We start from the raw sequence: 23,468 nt of genomic DNA on the forward strand, positions 1-23,468 counted from the left end.
CAGTTAGCGGAACTGCATCGCCAGGGCCTTGATTGAATCCACGGACATTTCTTTTCGGGAAAGTTCTCTGGCCATCTGGCCTTCGCACAGCACAATCATGCGGTCGCAGACGGCCATGAACTCAGACAACTCAGAACTTGCGAACAAAACCGAGATACCCTGATCCGCCAATCGTCCTACGAGGTCATAAATTTCGTCCTTGGCGCCGATGTCGATACCGCGTGTGGGCTCATCCAGCAGAAGGACACGGGGCTGCGTTGCCAGCCATTTGCCCAGAACCACCTTCTGCTGATTGCCCCCGCTGAGCTTGCCAACCGGATGCTCGGGGCCGGTTGCCGCGACCTTGAGTGTTTCGATGGCCTTAAGCGCTTGTTTGCGCTGCTCGGCCTCGGAAAACCGCCCAAAACGGGACTGTAAAGGCATCAACGGCAATGCCACGTTTGATGAGATCGAGCGATCAAGGATCAGGCCGTTGCCCTTGCGATCTTCTGTGATCAGGGCCAGCCCACTGCGCACACCGTCCTGAGGCTTGACGGGTCGCATTTGTTTACCTTCCAACGTTATCTCACCCTGATAACTGGCACCTCTCGCGCCGAACAATGTCTCCAGCAACTCAGTCCGGCCCGCCCCCAAAAGGCCGCCGATACCCAGAATCTCTCCGCGCTTGAGATCGAATGAAACGTCGTCCAGCACTTTGCGTTTGCCGTCCCAGGCCGATAGGTTGGCGACCTGCAATACGGTTTCATCGGTCGCCGGGTTCTGACGTTCAACGGCGTTGATCTCGACGGTGCGACCGACCATCATACGGATCAGTTCGGCTGACGTCGTTTCGGTGGCCAGCCGCGTGCCGATCAGGTTGCCATCACGCAAAACCGTAACCCGGTCTGAGATTTCAAACACTTCATCCAATCGGTGCGAGATGTAGACTACGGCAACCCCCTGTAGGGCCAGATCGCGCACAACTTCCATCAGAATGTCAGCTTCAGCTTGCGACAGGGCTGAGGTAGGTTCGTCCATGATTAGCAGCCGCGCATTCATCAACAAAGCGCGAGCGATTTCGACAAGTTGCTGTTCGCCTACACGCAAATCTTTGACCGGGGTGTCGATGTCCAGCGTGAAGCCAAATCGAGCCAACGCCTTCTTTGCCTTCTCCCTCAGCGCTTTGCGGTCGATGAACGCGCCGAACTTCCGGGGCTCATGCCCAAGCAGGACATTTTCGGCCACTGTCATTTCCGGGATCAGGCTGAGTTCTTGATGCATGATGACGATGCCGTGTTTTTCGGCATCGCGCGGGGCATCGAATTCTACAGTTTCACCATCAATCTGGAATTTTCCAAATGTGGGTTTCTGTACGCCAGAGATGATTTTGACCAGCGTGCTTTTCCCGGCGCCATTCTCGCCCATCAAAGTATGGATTTCGTCACCGTCGAAAACGAGGTCGACATCCCTCAGAACAGATACGCCTGAAAATGACATGCCAATCCCGCTGAGGGACACTGTGATCTGGCTTTCGGTTCCTTGTTGCGCACGCAGTGCGGATTCTTGTTTCGCCATCACAGCGCCTCCCTTCGCCGATCTAAACGATTCTCTGTAAAACGGTTTCATATACGAAACAATAAGCGCTGGTGGAGCGTCAATAGGTTTTTTCCCTAGAGTAAAAGAGGAACTGCTTAAGTGCTTGATCCGACCTTGAAGTCGGCAAACATAGTGCGGGGTTCAGCCTTTGCAAAATCACGTAGTACATTGGTAATTAACAAAAATATTGAATCTTTGCGCTTGACCTTGCTAATTCAATGAGAGAACGGCCATCACTGAAATCCTACCCGCTTGCTTTGATCGTTCGACAGGCATTGCCCATTTTGAGTGTTTCACCAGTGAAAGTATATTGGGTGTCTTTATCAATGGCGCGAAGTTTGCCGAAAACACTGCAGTAGAGCTCGAAGGGAGCTTTCTTGCGTAATACTTTGCACTTCGGCGCGAACGCCTGGAGTCCCAAGGCAATGGCAAAACTCAGGTAGTACAAGCGGACGGCGCAGCGTTTGCGAGTAGGACGGACAGCGGAACTTCGCTGCAATCGGCATCAAGATCTGCCTAGCGGACCAAGTCGCAATTTGAAGCAGATACCTCAAAGTCCGCTTCAGCTCCATGATTGAGAGCGTGCCCATGAGCCTACTGGGCCAGCGCGTTGTCCGAAATTGTCAGGACCTTGTCCGGTGCGAACATGTCGGAATGGCCGTTCGGGCACCAAACTCTCTGCATCACGCGGCGGGTTCTCACCGCCAAGAAACAGAGGATGTAACAATGAACGCTCAAACAGAATTCACCGCCGTCGAAGATGAAATCCGCAGCATTGTAGACAAACAGAAAGCCTATTTCCGCTCCAAGGTGACGCTGCCCATCGAATTTCGACTGGAGCAGCTGAAAAAGTTCGAAGGCCTGCTGCGTGCCCATGAGCCAGAGCTATACGACGCCATTTACAACGACTGCGGCAAGTCGAAGCATCACACGCAGCTGACCGAGATGTTCCCTCTTTTCGAAGAGCTGGAGCTCGCCATCAAACACTTGAAACACTGGGCCAAGCCACGCAAGGTTTCGACAAACCTGCTGAACCAGCCCGGCAAAAGCTACATCGTCGCCGAACCGCTCGGCACCACGCTTGTCATCGGTGCGTGGAACTTCCCTTTCAACCTGTCCCTGATCCCGGTCGTAGGCTCCATGATGGCCGGTAACACCACCGTTCTGAAACCATCCGTGTAGAAAAGCGTGCAATTTTGACCCCCTAAGCGGGGAAATCGGCGTCCAAATTTGACCCCTCCCTATGGTTGTAGACATCCTTTTCATTGAGCAGTCGATGGAGAGGCAAGCGGGATGATTTGCGTGGAAACTATTAGAAAAGTGCGTCGCTTACACCTGATCGAAAAAAAGAGCATCAAGGAAATTTGCCGTTCGCTCAATTTGAGCCGTGCAACGGTTCGAAAGATAATCCGATCGGGAGTGACGGAGTTCAAATATGAGCGCAAATCGCAGCCATACCCGGTGCTCGGGCCTTGGCGCGCGCGTCTGGATGAAACGCTTGAGGAGAACGAGGCGCTTCCGAAGAAACACCGCAAGCGGATGACCAAAATCTGGAAGGAACTCTCCGATGATGGTTTTGGCGGCGGGTATGACAGTGTTCGACGCTACACAAAGAATTGGCGCATTGCGCACGGCCGACAACAGGCGCAGGCGTTCATCCCGCTGATCTTTGATCCTGGGGAGGCGTACCAGTTCGACTGGAGTGTGGAGACGGTTTTGATGGACGGTGCACTCACGACCGTGAAGGTTGCCCATTTCAAACTTTGCCATAGCCGCATGCCATTCTCCATTGCCTATCCGCGCGAGACGCAGGAGATGGTCTTTGATGCCCACGACGAGGCCTTCAAATTCTTTGGTGGAGGCTGCATCAACGGGATCTACGATAACATGACGACCGCCGTCGATGCGATCCTGTCGGGCAAGGAAAGAAAGTTCAACAAGGCATTCTCCCGGATGTGTTCTCATCATCTGGTGAACCCGATCGCCTGTACGCGCGCGGCCGGTTGGGAGAAGGGTCAGGTTGAGAATCTGGTCAAGGAGAGCCGCGCCTATAGTTTTACACCGCGTCTGGAGGTGGCCGACTTCGATGAATTGAATGCCCGGCTGCAAAAAGACGCGATCAAACGCGCAAAAGAACTGCGGCATCCGGAAAACCTGGAGGTGACGGTCTGGGAGGAGTTCCAGCAGGAAAAGCCGCTGCTGACGCATCTGCAGAAGCCCTTCGTCGGGTTCCGTGAAAAGACGGTCGCCGTGAGCCGAACCTGCCTGATCAACTTCGAAAGAAACAAATACAGCGTTGAGGCAAGAGCTGTTGGACGTCAGGTCCAGTTGCAGGTCTACGCCACGCGGATTGTCCTGCGCCAAGACGGTGAGATTGTCGGAGAGCACGAACGGTGCTTCGGCCGAGGAAAAACGATCTTCAACCCTTGGCACTATGTGCCCGTCCTCAAGCGCAAGCCTGGCGCTCTGCGCAATGGAGCACCGTTCCGTGACTGGGACCTACCACCGGCAATGACGCAGATCTGGACCCATCTGCGGGGCACATCCGACGGAGACCGGCAACTTGCCGATATTCTTTTCGCTGCTTACCAGCACGACATTGATGTGGTCGAGGCTGCCTGCGAAGAAGCTCTAAAATCTGGCCTGCGCAAGGCCGATGCGATCCTGAACATTGTCTCTCGGCGCACCAATCCCCCGCCGCCAAAGGCGATTGAGCCGCCTGCCCACCTGCAGCTGAAAATGGCACCGATCGCGGATTGCGCTCGCTATGACAGGCTTGGAGGCTCCCATGCAACTGCGTAAGGAAATTCTCGAACTTGCCCGTCAACTGAAGTTGCCAGGCATCGTCAACTGCTTTGACGAAGTGATGCAGGCCGCAGCCAAAAACAACTGGCGGCCCCAACAGGTCGTGGCCGAACTCCTCACGGCCGAACTGGCCGAAAAGACTGCGCGCTCGATCCGGTATCAGATGGGTGCCGCAAAGTTCCCGGTCTGCAAGTCCTTACCTGAGTTCGACTTCACGGTCAGCCCCGTCAACGAGGAAGTCGTGCGCAATCTTCATGACGGCGATTTTATGGACCAGGCCAGGAATGGCGTGCTGGTCGGTGGAACCGGATCGGGCAAAACGCATCTCGCAACAGCGATCGGGGGCCACGCGGTCAATAACCGCCGGCGGGTCAGGTTCTTCAGCGCTGTGGATCTCGCGAACAAGCTGGAGGCTGAACATCGCGAAGGCAACGCCGGGCGGCTCAGCGAGCAGCTGATCCGCGTCGACCTCGTGATTATAGACGAACTCGGTTATCTGCCGTTCGCAGAGTCTGGTGGACGATTACTCTTCCATCTCATCAGCAAACTGTACGAGCGAACGTCTATTCTGCTAACAACCAACCTCGCATTTGCTGAATGGCCGAGTGTGTTCACAGATGCCAAAATGACCACTGCTCTCCTGGATCGACTGACACACCATTGCGATATCATCGAAACCGGGAACGAAAGCTGGCGAATTAACCACCGCGACTAACCTCGAAATCGGGGAATAAATTCAAAACAGACAGCAGGTCAAACCTTCAGTCGAGCTACGCTCTCTTTTCGGTTTCACCTGCTGTCCACCCCCTCCTGAATCAACCTAAACACGACCCCCTCAACGCCCCTCTTAGCTCCAAGGGGGGTCAAATTTGGACGCCGATGGGGGGTCATTATTCAATGCCGATTGACATGATTCAGCCGTTCAAACCTTTCCATGCTCATTTCGCTGGTCAGGGCTTTGCCACCAAACCGGTGCTTGACGCCGCTTGCAGCGACGCGCTGGTGTTTCTGCCCCGCGCCAAGGCGCTGGCCCGGTCGCTGGTGCAGCAGGCGTGCAGCCATGCCAGCGGGACAATCGTTGTTGACGGTGCCAAAACCAACGGTGTTGACAGCATTCTGAAAGACATCCGCAAGCGTGTTGCCATCGAAGGCCCTATTTCCAAGGCCCATGGCAAGATCTTCTGGTTTCAGGCCGACGCCGAAGCCTTTACCGATTGGGCAGCACCCGAGAAGCAAAGCGTGGATGGTTACGTGACCGCTCCGGGTGTGTTTTCTGCCGATGGGATCGACCCGGCCTCGGCCCTTCTGGCACAGTCCTTGCCGGACAAGATTGGCCCCCGCGTGGCTGATTTGGGCGCAGGTTGGGGGTATCTGTCGGCGGGTCTGCTGCAGAGTGACCGCCTCAAAGCCCTTCATCTGGTTGAGGCGGATCACGCCGCGCTGACATGCGCGCAAGCAAACGTCCCCGATGCGCGTGCTCAGTTTCACTGGGCGGATGCGGTGACCTGGACCGCGCCCGAGCCTATCGACACCGTCATCATGAACCCGCCCTTTCACACCTCACGCAGTGCCGATCCGGCGTTGGGGCAGGGCTTCATCAAGTCCGCCGCGAAGAACCTGACCCGCAACGGCACCCTGTGGATGGTTGCCAACCGCCACCTGCCCTATGAGGCAACACTGGCCGAATCCTTCGCCCAAGTTCAGGAAGTGGCAGGCGACAATCGGTTCAAGGTATTTCAAGCCTCTCGCCCCCGGGCCTAAGCCCGGCTAACCTGCCCCAAATCAGGAGGATTCGGATGTCCTTTTCCATAGCTGGCAAGACAGCGATTGTAACCGGCGGGGCCAACGGGATTGGGTTGGCCATCGGGCGGCATTTTGCAGATGCCGGGGCCAATGTCGTCTTTGCAGATATGGATGAAAAACGGCTGGCCGAGGAATTGGGTGAGCAGGCCGACGATAGCAACATCCGCTATTTCGCCGGTGATCTGCGCGAAAAGCTGACCATCGCCAACCTGCTGTCGGCGACACTGGATGCGTTCGATCAGGTCGACATTCTGATCAACGGTGCGCGTCAGGTGATCCCGTCCGATCCGCTGGACCCCGATGACGACTCGGTCCGGACCTTGCTGAACCAGAACCTGATGCCCGCCCTGCGCCTCAGCCAGTTGGCGGCCAAGCGGATGATCAAACAATCCGGCGAGGAAGAGGAAAACCCGGCGGGCTCAATCATCAACCTGTCCTCGATCGCCGCGCGGCGCACCCATCCGGACCTGATGGCCTATTCCGTCTCGACCGCTGCATTGGATCAGATGACCCGCTCGCTGGCGGTTGCACTGGCCCCCAACCGTATCCGCGTGAACTCGATCGCGCTGGGGTCGGTGATGAGCGCATCTCTGCAATCGACACTGAAAGAAAACCGCGATTTCCGCAACGATATCGAGAAACACACCCCTCTGGCCCGGATCGCGGCCCCGACCGAACTGACGGAAACAGCGCAGTTTCTGGCCTCGGACGCGGCAGGGTTTATCACTGGCCAGATCCTGACAATTGACGGCGGCCGCACCTTGCTGGACCCCGTTGCAGCCCCGGCGCATTGACCATGTTTGATACCGAAAAGACCACCGCCTCAGCCTGGTTCCGACAATTGCGCGACGATATCGTTGCTGCTTTTGAAGCGCTGGAGGACAGCCACGACACCGGTCCGTTTGCTGACGCAACTCCCGGTCGTTTCGAAGTAAAAGAAACCAAACGCCAGTCCGAGGACGGCTCGGACGCGGGCGGCGGGCTGATGTCTGTGATGCGGGGCGGGCGCGTGTTCGAAAAGGTCGGCGTCAATGTCTCGACCGTCTACGGCACGTTGGGCGAACGCGCACAACAGGCCATGGCGGCACGAAAGGGCATCCCTGGCATGACCGAGGATCCACGGTTCTGGGCCTCCGGCATTTCTCTGGTCGCCCATATGCAAAACCCGCATGCCCCCGCCGTTCACATGAACACGCGCATGTTCTGGACACCGCATGCCTGGTGGTTTGGCGGCGGGTCAGACCTGAACCCTTGCATCGAATATGACGACGATACCGCCCACTTCCACGCGACCCAGAAGGCGCATCTGGACCCGCACGGACCAAGCCACTATCCGCGCCTTAAGGACTGGGCGGATGAGTATTTCTACATCCCCCACCGCAAACGCGCGCGCGGCGTTGGCGGTATCTTCATGGATGACTACTGCACCGATGACTGGCAGGCGGATTTCGCCCTGACGCAGGATATCGGTAGAGCCTTCTTGCCCGCTTTCCTGCCGCTGGTCGAAAAACGCCGGGTTCAGAGCTTCTCAGACGCTGACAAAGACACCCAGCTGGTGCATCGGGGCCTCTACGCCGAATACAATCTGGTCTATGATCGGGGCACCAAGTTCGGGCTTGAGACAGGCCACGATCCGGATGCGGTGCTGATGAGCTTGCCGCCCATGGCGAAATGGGTCTGAGGCTCAGAACCCAAAATCCATGAAGTTGTCAAAGCAATAGGCCTGTGCCGAGGTCGCCGACATATTCTCTCCGACCTTTCTGACCGTGATGGAATAGCCCGGATCGGTATCCGCGCCCGGAGGTGGGGTCAGTGAGAATTGCACCGTGCGTACGCCCGGCTCATAGGCACGGTAGATATAAATGCGCGTCGGGCCGGGTACGCCCAGCGTACGTATCGCGAAATCGCCGATCCCGCACCAGTAGTTCACTGGCGCCGATGATCCGATAGCCTTGACCTCATAGATGCCACCCTCCAACGGCGTTATCTGGGTCCGGTTTTGTGGCCCTACCCGGACACCGAAGCCGACAGCCTGCGCAAGCTGGGGTGCGAAAACAAAGGCTGAGACCGCAATGAGTTTGGCAACGCGCATCATCTGAACATCCTGAAATAAACTCTGTTCCATGAGAGTAACACAATTGGAGGTTGGGTCGAGAGGGCGCACGGCAACAGACCGCAAACACATCAAAATATTTATATGAAACCGGCACGGCGGCGCATATCATCATGATATTCATCGCAAGTCTGGTGTCCCCGTGAGCCAAACATTTCCAAAGGACTGGTTTGACCTCTCGCCCGAGAAATACGCTGATTTCGGGGCAATGTTCTATTTGGCAGGCCTAACCCCAACGCATCAGAAACGCAGTTTGGCGCAGGTTCTCTATGCCTTTGAAACGCCGTTGCGGCTGGGGCAATACCACATCTTCCGCCAGAACGGCTTTCCCCGAGGGTTCGTAACCTTTGCCGGCCTCAGCCGTGAGGCTGAAAATAGATATGCCATTCAGGAAAAGCCCCTGAAGGATGCGGATTTCACTAGCGGGTCCTCGTTCTGGATCGTCGATCTGGTTGCGCCGTTCGGGCAGACGAATGAAATTGTCGACATTCTCAAGGCAGAAATACCACACCCCCGCGTCCGAACGAACCGTCTGGTTGGTGACATGGGCCAGAACCGGATCGTAGAATGGAGCCGTGATGCCGCGGGCGAGGTCCATATGAAGCTCTATCGTAAGAAGGATTTCAAACGCCTGCTGGAAAAAGGCGAGGGCTAGCATGGTCTCGGTTCCGGTCACGGGTGATTTGACAGGGGATGTCACGGGCTCACCGCCAAACGTTGCCACCGGGCAGGTCATTCTCGGCACTACCCCGGGAACGTTTGATGTCGACAATTGGGCAATCGCGACCCCTCCGGCCAATGGGACAGCTACGATAGACGCAGATACCGGCGAATGGACCTATACGGTCGATCCCACGTTCTTTGACAGCCTCGACTTTAACCAGATTGCGACCGACACGTTCGTCATTCAGGGGTCCGATGGGATTTTCGTTGGTCAGGCGACCATCACCATTTCCATTCAGGGCGTCTGCTTCACCGCCGGAACGTTGATCGAAACCGGAACTGGACCAGAGCTCGTCGAGGCCCTGACAGTCGGCGATCTGGTCCAGACCAAAGATCACGGGCTGCAGCCTATTCGGTGGATTGAGGCCAGCCCGATCCCACCCGAGCGATTGCGTCGTGACCCTGATCTGCGGCCCGTGCGTATCCTGCGCGGCAGCCTTGGGCCCGACATACCCTCGCGCGATCTTCTGGTGTCGCAGCAACATCGCGTCCTGATTCAAGGACCGAAAGTCGAGCTGCTATTTGGCGCCGCCGAGGTTCTGGTCGCCGCAAAACACCTGTGTTCATGGCCGGGTATCTTCGTCGACACCTCAGACCAGCCGGTCGAATACCTGCATATCCTGCTGGATCAGCATGAGATTCTGACCGCCGAAGGCGCATTGGCAGAGAGCCTGTTTCTGGGCAACGAAGCGTTGCATTCCCTGTCCTCGGACGGGCTGCAGGAGCTGGCCTCGATCTTTCCCGATCGCACCCCGGATAAATCCACCGGCTTCGGACGCGCTGCTCGTATGATCCTGCGCGAGCATGAGGCCCGCGCCTTGGCCTAACTCTAACCTGTCGGGCCGATCCGCCCGCCCACATCCTGCGGCGCCAACGCAACCGTTTTGATCACGGCATAGCATCGCGCACCCGGTTGCAGGCCAAGCCCCGCGACAGAACGACGGGTGATCCGCGCCAGCACGATACCTGCCGAAGTGTCCATCGAGATAATCGCACCTGGCCCGTCCCCGGCGCGGATCGTCTCGACCGTGCCCGACAGAACGTTCAGCGCCGACAGTCCCGCCGGAGGCTGGTTGGACAAGATCACCTCTTGCGCGGGTATACGAATGCGAAGCTCTGCGCCGATCTGATGCGGGATACGCGGCAGAAACAGCGACTCTCCACCCGCGTCCAACTCGGTCAAACCGTCCCCGTGATGGGCCCGAACACGCACTTGCAGCACCGCGCCAACTGCGCGAACGCCCGCGGGTGTCACGGACGGATCGGCCAGAACCTCAGAGGCTGGGCCATGGCGCGCCACCTTGCCATCCTGCAGTGCAACAACCGAGGTCGCAAGTCGCGCGACCTCAGCCGCGGAATGCGTGACATAGAGAATTGGAACTGAGACCTCATCCCGAAGACGCTCAAAGTAAGGCAGGATCTCAGCCTTCCGGCCTTCATCTAACGCAGCCAGAGGTTCGTCAGCCAGAATTAGGCGTGGGCTGGCTAGCAAGGCGCGTCCGATCGCGACCCGCTGCTTCTCCCCCCCGGACAAACCAGCCGGACGACGGTCAAGCAAGTCCAATGCCCAGCATCTCGATCACTTTGTCCGGGTCCTCACGCTTTGCAGACCGCGGAGCAAACCAGCGCCCGAAAGACAGGTTCTGGCGCACGGTCAGGTGAGGGAACAGACGTCCTTCCTGAAAGATATAGCCGAGCCTGCGTTTGTGCGGCGGCAGCCAAAGCTTGGTGTCCGTGTCGAAAAGGACCCAATCATCCACGGCGACGCGCCCGGCCTCGGGTCGCAACAGACCCGCCACGGCGTTTACCACCGTTGTCTTGCCCGACCCTGAGCGCCCGAACAGAACCGTCACACCCGGCGGAGCCTCAAAGTTGAGGTCCAGATCCAGCCCCTCAAGGCTGTGACGCAGTCGAACGGACAGGCTCATGACCCGGCCACCCGTGCCGCCGCACGGCGCCCTACGTATTCTGACAACAATAAAGCCCCCATCGCAATGATGATCGAGATGACGACCAACCGGGTCGCCGCTGCCTCACCCCCCGGCACCTGCAGGAAGGCGTAGACGGCTGATGGCAGCGTTTGGGTCTGGCCCGGAATGTTCGACACAAAGGTGATCGTGGCACCGAATTCACCCATCGCCTTGGCAAAGGCCAGAATGGCCCCCGCGATGACGCCCGGCAGGATCATTGGTAATGTCACCGTCGCAAACACCCAAGGGCGCGAAGCCCCCAGCGTAGCCCCAGCCTGTTCAAGCCGAGGGTCGACGGCCTCGATTGACAGACGGATGGCCCGCACCATCAAAGGGAACGCCATAATCCCAGCCGCCATCGCAGCACCCGTCCACCGGAAAGCAACAACGATCCCGAACTCGCCCAATATGCGCTCGATAGGACCCTGAATGCCGAAAGTCAACAGCAGCAGGTAGCCAGTGACCACGGGCGGTAGGATCAGGGGCAAATGCACTAGACCATTCAACACCTGCCGTCCCGGAAAACGCCAGCGCGCCAAAGCGTAGGCCACGAGTATCCCAAATGGCAAAGTCGCCAGCGTTGCCCAAAACGACACCCGCAAGGATAGTTTCAACGCCTCAATCTCGGCAGGGCCCAACCAATCCATAAGGCTCACCGTTCAGGCAGAGAGAACCCCTGCCCCTTGAACACATCTGACGCGAATTCGCTCTGAAGAAAGGTCAGAAAATCCTGCGCCTCTGGCTTGGCAAAGGACGTCTCGGCGACCGGGTAAATGATGGGCGGGTGGCTGTCTTCTGTGAAGCTGCCAACAACACCAACCCGCGCGTCAGCCTGAGCGTCCGTCCGGTAGACAATGCCCATAGGTGCCGCGCCGGTCGCGACCAAAGCCAGTGCCGCACGCACATTGTCGGTTTGCGCGACCTGACGCTGCACCGCGTCCCACAGGCCAAGGCTCTGCAACGCGGCCTTTCCGTAGATCCCTGCGGGAACGGCATCGACCAACGCCATGGCAAGAAAGCCGCCCTCAAGATGTTCGGCCAGATCATAACCCGCTGAGACTTCGCCAATATGTGTCTGCGGCGCGGCTCCGATCAGTACCAATCCATTGCCCAAGAGGGCGACTCGGGTTTCGGGCTTGATCACGTCATCCTTCTGCAACACATCCATCCAATCCTTATTCGCGGAAATGAACAGATCAGCCGGAGCGCCTTGCTGCAACTGACGCGCAAGAACCGAGGACGCGGCATATGAAATCGTGACATCGTTGCCGGTTTCGCGCTGATACACGGTCGAGACCTCATCCAAAGCGGTTTTCAGACTGGCCGCCGCAAACACCAAAATCCCATCTGCCCCGGCCCGAAGCGGAGCCAGAAAACACGCGCCAAGCACCAGCGCTGCCACAAGAAAACGGCGAGGGGAGTGTCGGGCCATGTCCTCTCCAGCCTGAGGGGTTTCGGTCCCTAACGGAGATATCGGAGGCAACAGGCGTCGCGCAAGCGCCTTTCAGACTTTGCCTTCAATCGGGTGTGCAGTGATGCCTTTGGCGGAACAGGCAGCCATCGCTGACGCGACACCTGAAGAAAGGCAAGAAATTCGTGCGAACCCTCTTGCACCCGTCCTCAGGCTTGGCTACATGCAGCGTCACGGGTGATTAGCTCAGTTGGTAGAGCGCTTCGTTTACACCGAAGATGTCGGGAGTTCGAGTCTCTCATCACCCACCATCCTTTCCCCACGATGCATCAAGGTCTTACGCGACAAGCGCCTCTTGATACGTTGCGCATGAAACTATGTCCGCTGCGTCTCAGCTGAGCTTAAACGGAAAACAATACCTCCAACACTGGAGATAAACGCAGTACAACGCTCCTGACTTCCGACATTTTTTCGTATAAGTCATTGATATTATTATGCCTTGGTTGCCAAAAGGCACTACACGGACTTTTTTCGCCAGCGATTGTTTCGGAGTGTTGAGGGAGCTCAGGCTTTGGTCTGGCCAGTTTTTCGGGTGCGCCCGGGGGGTATCTTGAAAGGGGCTTCGTTCCAGGTCAGGCCGACGCAGGTGAGGATGCGTCTGGCATCGACCGTGGCATGGCTTGGCATGCCGTAGCGGTCAGGGGTGCCTTTGTGGCGCAGGATCGAGAGCTGCAATGCGTTCAACTCGTTGCGGATACGAGCCGGGCTCATCGGGTGTCCGAGCAGGTCCAGATGCTTGCGCAGGTGCTGCAGGCAGCAGAAGGCCATGTAGCAGATGGCGATATGGGCCCGGACCCGACGCGGCGACCAGTGATAGATGGGCCGGATTTTCAGATCGTGCTTGTTGGTGCGGAAGCAGGCTTCGATCTCCCACAACTGGTGATAGCGGGCAATGACGTCCTGTGCCTCCAGTTCGTCCGCACCATGAACAACAATGGCATGCAGCCCGTCCCATTGTGCCGCTGCCTTGATCTTTGCATCATCCAGCGTGACGTCCCCGCTGTCGGGGAAGGCCAGGAAGCGGCCATATCCCCGGCTGCTGAAGCTGCCGGGTTTGCGAGAGCGCTTGAGCTTCTTGTGCAGCTTTTCGATTGCCTTGTCGCGCTTGTGGGCATCATTGCGTGCCCGGGTGGGTGACCAGGTCACAATGACCCGCGCTCCCTCCTGGTCGATCACCTTGTACCAGCCCTTCTCGGTTGCCTCTTCAGAACCGTGTCCAGCCCAAGGCTGGCGTCCCTCCGGGCTCAAAATGTTCGCCTTCACGGCGGCCGGGGCGGACTTCATGCGATAGCCGAGGATGTAGGGCAGACCCTTGTTCTGCAACATCTGCTGGTTGTCCTTGCTGAGCATGGCGGCATCGGCCACGAACGTGACCCTGGCCACGTCGAAGCGTCCCTCCAACGCCTTCAGCGCAGCTTCCAGCGTATGACCTTCCCAGGTGTTTCCCGGGAAGAGTTCATAGCCCACAGGCAGCCCATCGGAGGTGACGATCAGCGCCAGCATGACCTGAGCGCGGTGATGCTTGCCATCCTTGCTGAAGCCCTTGGCCAGAAGATGATCCTGCTCGACCCCGTCCGCATCCTCGGCCGGGTCCTCGCGCTCGGTGTCAAAGGCCAGGGTCGTGCAATCGTAGAACAGCACGGTCACTGGCCCGCCCAGCAACTTCTCTGCCGCCGCGTGAGAGGTTTTGCAAATCCCGTCTATCACCGGCGTATTGATGTAATCCATGCTCCGATAGACCACGTCCAGATTGAGCGTGATGCCTGCCTGGTTCTCCAACGCCTCCACGGTCGCGCGCTTGCTCTCGGGCTGTGCGATCCGCGCCATAACCAGCTCTTTCACAATGCGATTGGCACTTTTACGCGCCGCCCCCAGAAGGGCCCCCCAACCCAGTTGGTCATACATCGTCCCCATGACATCCCGCAGACCCAGAGAGACCCGCGCCTCCTCACGGCACTCGGCAAGATCAACGCCAAGCTTGTCCGGCCGCGGAGCGCGGCGCACCAGCGCCTGCAGATCGGCATATTCCGTGGGCGTGAACAGTTCCATTTGCGGCGAGCGATCAATGCGTAATTGCTCCATCAAGCGGCCCGCCAGACGCTTGATATCCTCAATCTCGCTGTCGTTATGGGCCACACCCACATGGCGCAGGATCTTCTGGCGTACCTTGGAGCCGGTGCGGACGGATTCAACGATCTGGATCCGTGTGCGGTTGAGCTTTGCGTCATGTTTGGTGCGGATGAACATGGGCGAAGAGGTTAGCCATCTGAAGGCCCATGTCAATACTTTTTATAATAATGGGGCACTACAACGCGCCTCTGAGCAACCACACCTGAAAACAAACCAAAAACCCAGTCAGATCAACAAAAAGGTCGGAAGTCAGGAAACTATGTCCGCTGCGTCTCAGCTGAGCTTAAACGGAAAACAATACCTCCAACACTGGAGATAAACGCAGTACAACGCTCTACATGCCATCTCAGCTAATGCGGAGCCTACTGCAAAACTGGTTGCTGACGGGTCAGGTCAACTATGGACCGGTCATTGCAAAGTGGCCGCGTGAGACTGAGTTGCGCGACAAGGAGAGCGATTCGTGGAGACAAGCAAAGCTATCATTTAGCCTCGGCTCAGCTTTTAGCACTTTGAGGCTCGAAGGGGTCATTCTGATCCGATCTAAAGAACAGCTGCGATGCGGGCAAAGCAGCCCTAGGCTGACTGGTTGCTGATGATCGACCTCAGCCTAAAGAAGGCTTTCGATTTTCACTGCTCCAAGACTCTGCGTATTAGTTTGCTCTGCGTTGTTCCGACTGATTAGGCCTAGACCCTCCCATTTTTGACATCATGGCCTTCGCATAGTCGCGTTTTGCCTGCGCAGGGTCCTCGAAGCGAGCATGCACGACGCAAAAGAAAAGGGCACCGTCATCTAGACCGTTGCGAGGCGTAAACCAATCAAACGGGTCGGTTGGCTTTACCGATGCAAACTGATTTGTTGATGGCGCAGCGGGTGCGATATTCCTGACTTCCGACCTTTTTGTTGATCTGACTGGGTTTTTGGTTTGTTTTCAGGTGTGGTTGCTCAGAGGCGCGTTGTAGTGCCCCATTATTATAAAAAGTATTGACATGGGCCTTCAGATGGCTAACCTCTTCGCCCATGTTCATCCGCACCAAACATGACGCAAAGCTCAACCGCACACGGATCCAGATCGTTGAATCCGTCCGCACCGGCTCCAAGGTACGCCAGAAGATCCTGCGCCATGTGGGTGTGGCCCATAACGACAGCGAGATTGAGGATATCAAGCGTCTGGCGGGCCGCTTGATGGAGCAATTACGCATTGATCGCTCGCCGCAAATGGAACTGTTCACGCCCACGGAATATGCCGATCTGCAGGCGCTGGTGCGCCGCGCTCCGCGGCCGGACAAGCTTGGCGTTGATCTTGCCGAGTGCCGTGAGGAGGCGCGGGTCTCTCTGGGTCTGCGGGATGTCATGGGGACGATGTATGACCAACTGGGTTGGGGGGCCCTTCTGGGGGCGGCGCGTAAAAGTGCCAATCGCATTGTGAAAGAGCTGGTTATGGCGCGGATCGCACAGCCCGAGAGCAAGCGCGCGACCGTGGAGGCGTTGGAGAACCAGGCAGGCATCACGCTCAATCTGGACGTGGTCTATCGGAGCATGGATTACATCAATACGCCGGTGATAGACGGGATTTGCAAAACCTCTCACGCGGCGGCAGAGAAGTTGCTGGGCGGGCCAGTGACCGTGCTGTTCTACGATTGCACGACCCTGGCCTTTGACACCGAGCGCGAGGACCCGGCCGAGGATGCGGACGGGGTCGAGCAGGATCATCTTCTGGCCAAGGGCTTCAGCAAGGATGGCAAGCATCACCGCGCTCAGGTCATGCTGGCGCTGATCGTCACCTCCGATGGGCTGCCTGTGGGCTATGAACTCTTCCCGGGAAACACCTGGGAAGGTCATACGCTGGAAGCTGCGCTGAAGGCGTTGGAGGGACGCTTCGACGTGGCCAGGGTCACGTTCGTGGCCGATGCCGCCATGCTCAGCAAGGACAACCAGCAGATGTTGCAGAACAAGGGTCTGCCCTACATCCTCGGCTATCGCATGAAGTCCGCCCCGGCCGCCGTGAAGGCGAACATTTTGAGCCCGGAGGGACGCCAGCCTTGGGCTGGACACGGTTCTGAAGAGGCAACCGAGAAGGGCTGGTACAAGGTGATCGACCAGGAGGGAGCGCGGGTCATTGTGACCTGGTCACCCACCCGGGCACGCAATGATGCCCACAAGCGCGACAAGGCAATCGAAAAGCTGCACAAGAAGCTCAAGCGCTCTCGCAAACCCGGCAGCTTCAGCAGCCGGGGATATGGCCGCTTCCTGGCCTTCCCCGACAGCGGGGACGTCACGCTGGATGATGCAAAGATCAAGGCAGCGGCACAATGGGACGGGCTGCATGCCATTGTTGTTCATGGTGCGGACGAACTGGAGGCACAGGACGTCATTGCCCGCTATCACCAGTTGTGGGAGATCGAAGCCTGCTTCCGCACCAACAAGCACGATCTGAAAATCCGGCCCATCTATCACTGGTCGCCGCGTCGGGTCCGGGCCCATATCGCCATCTGCTACATGGCCTTCTGCTGCCTGCAGCACCTGCGCAAGCATCTGGACCTGCTCGGACACCCGATGAGCCCGGCTCGTATCCGCAACGAGTTGAACGCATTGCAGCTCTCGATCCTGCGCCACAAAGGCACCCCTGACCGCTACGGCATGCCAAGCCATGCCACGGTCGATGCCAGACGCATCCTCACCTGCGTCGGCCTGACCTGGAACGAAGCCCCTTTCAAGATACCCCCCGGGCGCACCCGAAAAACTGGCCAGACCAAAGCCTGAGCTCCCTCAACACTCCGAAACAATCGCTGGCGAAAAAAGTCCGTGTAGTGCCTTTTGGCAACCAAGGCATAATAATATCAATGACTTATACGAAAAAATGTCGGAAGTCAGGGGTTGGCTTTACCGATGCAAACTGATTTGTTGATGGCGCAGCGGGTGCGATATTGGCTTCATTGTCTGTTATATCGTCAAGCAGTGTTGGACGGGCCGTGCCGGTGTCCGGTGTGAGGATACCCATGATCTGCTCGCGACCAGCCGGAACAAAACGCCCACTTTCTTCGACTGGAAACCGGATCGGCCGCCCGGCATAAACATCCCGCTGCACTTCGCTGTTCCGGACAACAATCGTGCCATTAACCAGCACATACGGAATGCCTTCTGACGGCAGACCTTGCTGACCAAGGGTATAGTTTGCCTTTTCGGTCACAGTCTCCGGATCAAAAATCGTGATATCCGCGACCATGCCTTCTTGCATGCGCCCACGCACCTGCATTGCACGCAAGCCAGTGTCACCCAATCGCTTCGCATGTATGTAACTCAGCTGAGTGAGTGTGAGCATCAGCGGCACATCCGCTTCACGGGCCAGTCTCAGGACAAGCGCGTGACTGCCTGCGGACCGAGGGTGCCCGGCATAGTCTTCGTAAGGGGCATCCCAACTCATCAAGTTGCCCTCAATATCTAACCCGGCCATACCGTCGCCCGAGATGCCATAGCCCGCGATGGTGATCCAATCATTCAACCACTGCTCTCTTGGCGGGCTGAAAACAATGGCCGTCCGTCCCGGTTCATTCTCAGCGAAACTCAAAAACTCGTCTTTGGTCACAAAGCGATCAAGCTGGGGGTCAAAGATGGTGTCTTCGTATTTGTACCCCATCGACCCTTCCCAGTTTTCGGGGGCGATGATCGAAGCGCCGTAGTTTCCCGAACCGGCGGTCCAAGGATAGTAGCTGGACCAGACGTTGTAGCCTTGGTCGCGGGCCATCTGGAGTTTTTCCTGATTTTCCCACCATCCATAGTCATTGTCGTGGTGTATGTGCAGCGGGGCGTCCAGCACCATCGCGTTGACCAGGATTTCGTTGACCCCGGTCTGTGTCTCAGTAGGTGTGGAAGCACTTGGATGAAACCGGTGATGCACCGAAGTTAACCGCCCATAACGCGCAGCGGCCCGCTGTGCTTCGAACATCTCATAGGTTGTGATTCCTTCGCGGGCGTAGCCAATGGTAGATCCCACGCCGAGGGCTCCGAGACGTAGCCCTTCATCCAGTTGGGCGGTGATTTCGTTCATCTGCTCGCGGTTGCTTGGAACCGACGACCAACCCTCGACCCCGTCTTCCACGGATTGTGCCCGAAGTGCGAAGAAGTTCCGGAAGTCAATGTCGCCACCTTCCAGAACAAGGCCGTCATGCACCCGCATCCGTGCGAATTCTTGTCCAATGACTGTGCCGTAGTTCGCCTGCGTCACGCCTTGGCGCGCAGCGTACCACTCGTCGATATTCGCGGCTCCGACCTCAAAATCCATTTGAGTCGTAACCCCATCGCGAAGGTTAACCTTGATACCCCAAGGATCCAGCCCGTGTTGTTCAAGGTCGATAAACCCGGGCGCCACAACGTGCCCTGTCGCGTCGATTGCCTCTCTGCCGTCAATATCTTTGTCGGTAATCGCGGTGATCCAGCCGTTGCTTATTCCTACATTGGCGATCTGATCGAACCCGGTTTCCGGATCCATTACCCGACCGTTGAGGATGACCACATCGTATGTTTGCGCGACGCAGAAAGTGGAACACACGGACAACGTGCCAGCCAGAAACAGGGTACGCATGGATAGATTCTCCCTTTGATCAGCAGAATTGCATGTTTCAACGCTTTTGACGTCTGCTTTCGACCCACACTAGAAAACGATCCGGGTTCGTAGGCCGAACAGCGTAATGCTATCCTGAGAGGGGTTCAGCAGCGGGTTCGAAATGTATTGCAGGGACGGCGTGATCTGCAGCCCGGGTGAGATTGAAAACCGGTAGAAGGCTTCCAGAGTGAATTGATCGCCATCTATGCCTCGGGCCTCGGCCCAGTTCAGGCCGAGACCTGCCAGATCGGTATTGCGGCCATAGTAACCCAAACCAGCAGAAACCGACCGGTCATACAGCGCTGCGGTCCCTTTTGAGGCCCCTGCCCGAAAGAACGGCATCCACTTATTATCAACAAACCATGCGGCAGAAAACGCAGCACCGTAGTCTTCCGCCCGGCTGCCGTCTTCGGCCGCATCCGCATGCCAGAGGGTCAAATGGACATTGTCGAAATAGATGCGATCAAAGCCCGACGTGTACCCAAGTTCGAGTGACTTGAAGAGATTGCCATCGCTGAACACATCAAAGTTTGGATCAGACGGATCTGCATTTGCGTCTGCAACGCTCGCGACGGCGTAGAAGTTTTCGCTCAGCTTGATCCCACCGGCAATACCAAGGCCCGGGTTGGGCGCGTTGAGTGTCGGGTTGGTGTTGAATGACAGGTTTTGGAAGCCACTATAAGGGCTTACCAACCCATAGATATCTACAAAGTCCGTTACATCAATCTGGCCGAATTGCAGCGTCCACGAACCGTTTTCGGCCCTTTGGGTCCAGAACAGGTTGGTCAGCAGCAAACCGTTGTCATTGAAGGCTGTCCCGGTGATCGAAAGCGCTCCGCCATCCAGCCCAAGGAACTGCGGGGCGACATCGGTATAGCTATGCCGGTTTTCAATCTTGAATGTCAGGGAACCCCGTTCCGTTGCCTGCCAACTCCCGTAGAAACGTGCAATTCCGCTGGCCGCTTCGCCGGTTCCCAGATCAGCATTCGTGGTTTGGCCCAGCGCCAGGTAATCAATATTGAACCGAAACCCACCCTCAGCCAGCCGGTCTTTCCACTCAAACCAACCCGGTGCGATGTTGCGTGGAAAATCTGAACGGTATTGTGGGTCGGTGAGCCCATCTCCGGGGGTAAGATCAGCTTCGACCGAAGAGGGCCCGGACAGTCCTTGCGCCGAGGCAGCGCCAGCGACGGTAATACTCAATGTAGCAGCCAGAAGTCTTATCATTCAGACGCCCTTGCCCCACCGGTCTTGCGATTTCCCGCCGCACGGATGCGATCAGCGGCACGCTGCTTCCATTCCAGCCTGTCTGCCGTGGTTTCGAGCGTTTCGACACGTTCCGTTTCCAACTGGAAAGTCGCGTTCATCGGCATCTGGCCATCCACAACCATCATATTCTGAACAGACGGATCGATGGTCAGCATGCCCGTCAGCCGAACGGGTTCATGAAAATAGCTGGGCGCCCAGTCCCCGTTCAACCGCACACGGATCATCTGGTTGGGCGGAGGGGGAGGCATGTGACTGCACATCCCGCGTTCCGGAACCAAATACGCCACAGCCCGACCGTCTGGATCATTCGGAGCAGGAATGGCGAAACCAGCCAGTGTGATTGTTTGACCATCGAATTGCGGATTTCCGTTTGTCCCCGCCTTTCTCCGACGTTCCATCACAACTTCGCGCTGATCGAGCAGCCAGTCGATATCAATTCCATCAGCAGCCAAGGTATCCTCAGTCTCGGTCAAAAGTACTTGCCACTTTTGCCGCTCTTCTTCGCTGCCACCATCCTGCTGCAGCCTGCCGCGCAATCGAACGACGTAAAGAACATCGTCGAATTGTTCAGGGCTGAGCTCGCGATAGGGGTCTTCGAAGACCTGCGCAGATGGGTCTGGCAGGTCGCCCAATCTAATGCGGTTTCAGGCGCCGCCAGCGCAGAATGCCCACACCAAAATAACCCTGCGAATACTACCCAGCGGAACCAATGGTGCATAAATTCTCTCCGGCTACTTAGACAGGTCAATTCAGTGTGTTTTTGTAGATAACGCCATCTTTCATGATCAGTCGAATCGTATCAGGGCTTTCAGGCCTCGGGTCGGCGCCGAACCATTGATCACCCGTACCAACAACCGAGAAATCTTCGAGCGGGTTACCGTCGATCAACAGGATATCCGCATAGGCGCCTTCTTCGATCACACCGAGTTTTCCAGCGGTATACGGGTTCATGAAGTCACCTGACAAAGCGACCACCTCGCCACCTGTCGATGTCAACGTGACCATGGACGTGTAGGGCCCGAAAAACTCATTGTTCAGGTGCTTTTCATAGGCAATCTGGATATTGCACGCCTCAACCGAACCAACGCAGTCGGTCTGGAACCCTCGTTTCACCGGGCATTCCTTCATGTTGTCGATATAGCCTGCAAATGTGGCCGAGGCAGATTTGGCTTTGGCAAGGCTTGCGGGCACGCTGGCCACCGCCGGAATATCAAGCAAGCCGGGATCGAATGCCGTCAGGTTGGTGGTGATATACGCCCCTTTTTCGTTCATGACTTGGGCAATTTCACAGTCAAACGAGAAGCCGTGTTCGATCGACATCACACCTGCATCAAGCGCACTCAGGATCGCTTCCTTGCGATAGGAATGCGCCATGACATAGCTGCCATACTCATTGGCCACTTGTACGGCGGCCCTGATTTCCTCGGGCGATCCGGCCAGTAGTTGCCATGGGTCAAAGGCCGAAACGACACCGCCGGACTGCATGAACTTCAACTGGGTCGCACCCATGCGGAAATTGTTGCGCGCGAACCTGTAGACGTCGTCGACACCGCTCACCTCCTGCGCCAAATTCAGACGGCTCATGTTGGTCTCTGAGCCCGGTGGAGCGGTGAAATTCGCGAAATCAGCATGACCGCCGCGCGTTCCGATAAATGCACCGGAAGGAAAGTAACGCGGTCCTTCAATTTGGCCTGCGTCAATTGCGCGGCGCAGCCCGCCATTGGCGCCACCTGCATCCCTGACTGTGGTGAAGCCCTGCATCAAATACATCTCGGCCATCCGCGCACCGTGTATGGCAAAGTCTTCCCACGTTGTGTTGGCCTCCATCGCAGGCAGGGTCGGGCCCATCAGCATCAGGTGCGCGTGCAGTTCGATAAACCCGGGGGACAGTGTGCGTCCCTCTCCGTCAATGACCGTGGCATTTGGGGCATCAATCGCATCGGTTGAGACAGCCTTGATCAGGTTGCCCTCAACCAGAACGCTGGCATTTTCGATACGCTGTTCATTCACACCGTCGAAGACATGCACGTTGGTAAACAGCGTTTGGGGTTCTTCCTGATCCTGAGCTTGTGCGGGCGCTGAAACAGAGAAACCTGCGGCGACAATTGCCGCCGAGCAAAGAGACGTTCGCAGACCGGACATAAGTACTCCCTTCATATTCGTGTTTTGCTAACTGTAGCCCGGAAAGTTTTGCCTCGGTTGCCAGTTTCGCATTAGGATGTTCGAATGTGACTTAAAAAATGGCCACTGATCACAGCATTGGTCCTGAAAGGGTGACGAGATTGCCGTTCAACTCCACCTCTCAAGAGCATAGCGAAGGGTTCATTCGCCTCGCATTGGCGGCTCCGTTTCTGCAGTATCTCACCGACCGCGAGATCGATCCGCAACCCGCTTTGGATCAGGTCGGCTTGAAGCCCGAACTGTTGTCTGACCCTTCTGTCTATGTCCACTCAGAGCTGGTTTACGGTCTGCTAAATGCCTTCTCAGACGTGTCCGGGGACCGATACCTTGGCCTGAATGTAGGAGAAACTTTTGAACTGCAGGAATGGCCTCCGTTCGCTCAGGCGCTGCAATCAACAAACTCGCTGTTCGAGTTTTTTACCCGCTTTGTTGGGCTTGTCCCGCAGGAATCCAATTCCGTGCGGCACAGCCTTGTCATTGAAGCAGACAAAGCAACCTATCGTATCGAGAGGCAACAGGAACCCGCTGTCCCACCCATTCAAGTGACCGGTTTTGGTGCCGCGATCTATGTACGACTCCTAGAGACAGTCGTTGGAGAATCTTGGGATTCTTCGCGTGTGCGGTGGGAAAGCAGGTATATTACGGGTCTACCGGTCAACTACAAAGGTATCGAGGTTGGCTTGGGACCCGATCCCGGAATGCAAATCAGTTTTCCTGTGGAATGGTTGTTTTGTAGAAAAGCGTGCAATTTTGACCCCCTAAGCGGGGAAATCGGCGTCCAAATTTGACCCCTCCCTATGGTTGTAGACATCCTTTTCATTGAGCAG

21 protein-coding genes, 1 tRNA gene and 1 pseudogene are annotated in these 23,468 nt (G+C 57.0%); 12 read left to right on the forward strand and 11 right to left on the reverse strand.

The genetic code is table 11. The features are described from left to right. Positions 1 to 3 precede the first annotated feature (3 nt). Positions 4 to 1,605: a sugar ABC transporter ATP-binding protein gene (locus tag ACOERD_RS21295; RefSeq protein ID WP_419740369.1), complete on the reverse strand. Its 1,602-nt coding sequence runs from the start codon at positions 1,603 to 1,605 to the stop codon at positions 4 to 6. Between the two features lie 696 nt (positions 1,606 to 2,301). Between ACOERD_RS21295 and ACOERD_RS21300 the strand changes: the two genes are divergently transcribed. From ACOERD_RS21300 to hemF, 6 genes are all read left to right on the forward strand, one after another. Beyond that, complete coding sequence (locus ACOERD_RS21300; protein ID WP_419740370.1) at positions 2,302 to 2,757, forward strand: aldehyde dehydrogenase family protein; 456 nt, start codon at positions 2,302 to 2,304, stop codon at positions 2,755 to 2,757. Between the two features lie 111 nt (positions 2,758 to 2,868). Next, a complete protein-coding gene (istA, locus tag ACOERD_RS21305; protein ID WP_419737605.1) occupies positions 2,869 to 4,377 on the forward strand; it encodes an IS21 family transposase in 1,509 nt (502 codons plus the stop codon). Then, on the forward strand, positions 4,364 to 5,095 hold the full coding sequence (gene istB, locus ACOERD_RS21310) for an IS21-like element helper ATPase IstB (RefSeq protein WP_419737606.1): 732 nt from the start codon (positions 4,364 to 4,366) through the stop codon (positions 5,093 to 5,095). The genes istA and istB overlap by 14 nt, the downstream gene beginning before the upstream one ends. A gap of 182 nt (positions 5,096 to 5,277) precedes the next feature. After that, positions 5,278 to 6,141 (forward strand): methyltransferase, encoded by an 864-nt coding sequence (locus ACOERD_RS21315; RefSeq protein ID WP_419740371.1) that lies wholly within the window; start codon positions 5,278 to 5,280, stop codon positions 6,139 to 6,141. Positions 6,142 to 6,176: 35 nt separating this feature from the next. Then, the gene (locus ACOERD_RS21320) at positions 6,177 to 6,977 is read left to right on the forward strand and encodes an SDR family NAD(P)-dependent oxidoreductase (protein WP_419740372.1); all 801 of its coding nucleotides are present in this window, start codon (positions 6,177 to 6,179) and stop codon (positions 6,975 to 6,977) included. A gap of 2 nt (positions 6,978 to 6,979) precedes the next feature. Further along, positions 6,980 to 7,864 carry an oxygen-dependent coproporphyrinogen oxidase gene (gene hemF / locus ACOERD_RS21325; RefSeq protein WP_419740373.1) on the forward strand — a complete coding sequence of 295 codons (885 nt, stop codon included), beginning with the start codon at positions 6,980 to 6,982 and terminating at the stop codon, positions 7,862 to 7,864. A gap of 3 nt (positions 7,865 to 7,867) precedes the next feature. Here hemF and ACOERD_RS21330 read toward each other — a convergent pair whose 3' ends face one another. Continuing rightward, on the reverse strand, positions 7,868 to 8,278 hold the full coding sequence (locus ACOERD_RS21330; protein ID WP_419740374.1) for a hypothetical protein: 411 nt from the start codon (positions 8,276 to 8,278) through the stop codon (positions 7,868 to 7,870). Between the two features lie 226 nt (positions 8,279 to 8,504). Here ACOERD_RS21330 and ACOERD_RS21335 point away from each other — a divergent pair, with 226 nt between their 5' ends. After that, complete coding sequence (locus tag ACOERD_RS21335; protein WP_419740563.1) at positions 8,505 to 8,951, forward strand: toxin-activating lysine-acyltransferase; 447 nt, start codon at positions 8,505 to 8,507, stop codon at positions 8,949 to 8,951. 1 nt (position 8,952) lies between these two features. Further along, complete coding sequence (locus ACOERD_RS21340) at positions 8,953 to 9,846, forward strand: Hint domain-containing protein (protein WP_419740375.1); 894 nt, start codon at positions 8,953 to 8,955, stop codon at positions 9,844 to 9,846. 2 nt (positions 9,847 to 9,848) lie between these two features. Here the strand turns inward: ACOERD_RS21340 and modC are convergent. The 3 genes and pseudogenes from modC to modA all read right to left on the reverse strand — a co-directional run bounded on the left by modC (position 9,849) and on the right by modA (position 12,421). Next, a pseudogene (gene modC / locus ACOERD_RS21345) lies at positions 9,849 to 10,947 on the reverse strand (molybdenum ABC transporter ATP-binding protein). Then, on the reverse strand, positions 10,944 to 11,636 hold the full coding sequence (gene modB / locus ACOERD_RS21350) for a molybdate ABC transporter permease subunit (RefSeq protein WP_419740376.1): 693 nt from the start codon (positions 11,634 to 11,636) through the stop codon (positions 10,944 to 10,946). Before modB ends, modC begins: the two are co-directional and overlap by 4 nt. 5 nt (positions 11,637 to 11,641) lie before the next feature. Then, a complete protein-coding gene (gene modA, locus ACOERD_RS21355) occupies positions 11,642 to 12,421 on the reverse strand; it encodes a molybdate ABC transporter substrate-binding protein (protein ID WP_419740377.1) in 780 nt (259 codons plus the stop codon). A 214-nt stretch (positions 12,422 to 12,635) separates the two neighbouring features. On the opposite strand from modA, the gene ACOERD_RS21360 reads away from it, so the two are divergent. Then, positions 12,636 to 12,711: transfer RNA gene (locus ACOERD_RS21360), tRNA-Val, on the forward strand. Between the two features lie 253 nt (positions 12,712 to 12,964). Here ACOERD_RS21360 and ACOERD_RS21365 read toward each other — a convergent pair. Beyond that, the gene (locus ACOERD_RS21365; RefSeq protein WP_419737624.1) at positions 12,965 to 14,707 is read right to left on the reverse strand and encodes an IS1634 family transposase; all 1,743 of its coding nucleotides are present in this window, start codon (positions 14,705 to 14,707) and stop codon (positions 12,965 to 12,967) included. On the opposite strand from ACOERD_RS21365, the gene ACOERD_RS21370 reads away from it, so the two are divergent. Then, complete coding sequence (locus ACOERD_RS21370; RefSeq protein WP_419740378.1) at positions 14,700 to 14,909, forward strand: hypothetical protein; 210 nt, start codon at positions 14,700 to 14,702, stop codon at positions 14,907 to 14,909. The two genes, ACOERD_RS21365 and ACOERD_RS21370, sit on opposite strands and share 8 nt — an antisense overlap. Before the next feature lie 497 nt (positions 14,910 to 15,406). Here the strand turns inward: ACOERD_RS21370 and ACOERD_RS21375 are convergent, their stop codons facing one another. Beyond that, on the reverse strand, positions 15,407 to 15,616 hold the full coding sequence (locus ACOERD_RS21375; protein WP_419740379.1) for a hypothetical protein: 210 nt from the start codon (positions 15,614 to 15,616) through the stop codon (positions 15,407 to 15,409). On the opposite strand from ACOERD_RS21375, the gene ACOERD_RS21380 reads away from it, so the two are divergent. Beyond that, the gene (locus ACOERD_RS21380; RefSeq protein ID WP_419737624.1) at positions 15,609 to 17,351 is read left to right on the forward strand and encodes an IS1634 family transposase; all 1,743 of its coding nucleotides are present in this window, start codon (positions 15,609 to 15,611) and stop codon (positions 17,349 to 17,351) included. The two genes, ACOERD_RS21375 and ACOERD_RS21380, sit on opposite strands and share 8 nt — an antisense overlap. Positions 17,352 to 17,436: 85 nt before the next feature. Here ACOERD_RS21380 and ACOERD_RS21385 read toward each other — a convergent pair whose 3' ends face one another. The 4 genes from ACOERD_RS21385 to ACOERD_RS21400 all read right to left on the reverse strand — a co-directional run bounded on the left by ACOERD_RS21385 (position 17,437) and on the right by ACOERD_RS21400 (position 22,602). Further along, positions 17,437 to 19,170, reverse strand: a complete 1,734-nt coding sequence (locus ACOERD_RS21385; protein ID WP_419740380.1) for an amidohydrolase family protein — start codon at positions 19,168 to 19,170, stop codon at positions 17,437 to 17,439. Positions 19,171 to 19,239: 69 nt separating this feature from the next. Further along, complete coding sequence (locus ACOERD_RS21390; RefSeq protein ID WP_419740381.1) at positions 19,240 to 20,418, reverse strand: carbohydrate porin; 1,179 nt, start codon at positions 20,416 to 20,418, stop codon at positions 19,240 to 19,242. After that, on the reverse strand, positions 20,415 to 21,092 hold the full coding sequence (locus tag ACOERD_RS21395; protein ID WP_419740382.1) for a DUF3299 domain-containing protein: 678 nt from the start codon (positions 21,090 to 21,092) through the stop codon (positions 20,415 to 20,417). The genes ACOERD_RS21390 and ACOERD_RS21395 overlap by 4 nt, the downstream gene beginning before the upstream one ends. A gap of 112 nt (positions 21,093 to 21,204) precedes the next feature. After that, entirely contained in the window at positions 21,205 to 22,602 is a 1,398-nt protein-coding gene (locus tag ACOERD_RS21400; RefSeq protein WP_419740564.1) for an amidohydrolase family protein, read from the reverse strand. A 98-nt stretch (positions 22,603 to 22,700) separates the two neighbouring features. Here ACOERD_RS21400 and ACOERD_RS21405 point away from each other — a divergent pair, with 98 nt between their 5' ends. Next, entirely contained in the window at positions 22,701 to 23,429 is a 729-nt protein-coding gene (locus ACOERD_RS21405) for an AraC family transcriptional regulator ligand-binding domain-containing protein (protein ID WP_419740383.1), read from the forward strand. The last annotated feature ends 39 nt before the right edge of the window (positions 23,430 to 23,468 follow it).

Source organism: Ruegeria sp., from assembly GCF_965199275.1.
In the GTDB taxonomy this organism is placed as follows: domain Bacteria; phylum Pseudomonadota; class Alphaproteobacteria; order Rhodobacterales; family Rhodobacteraceae; genus Ruegeria.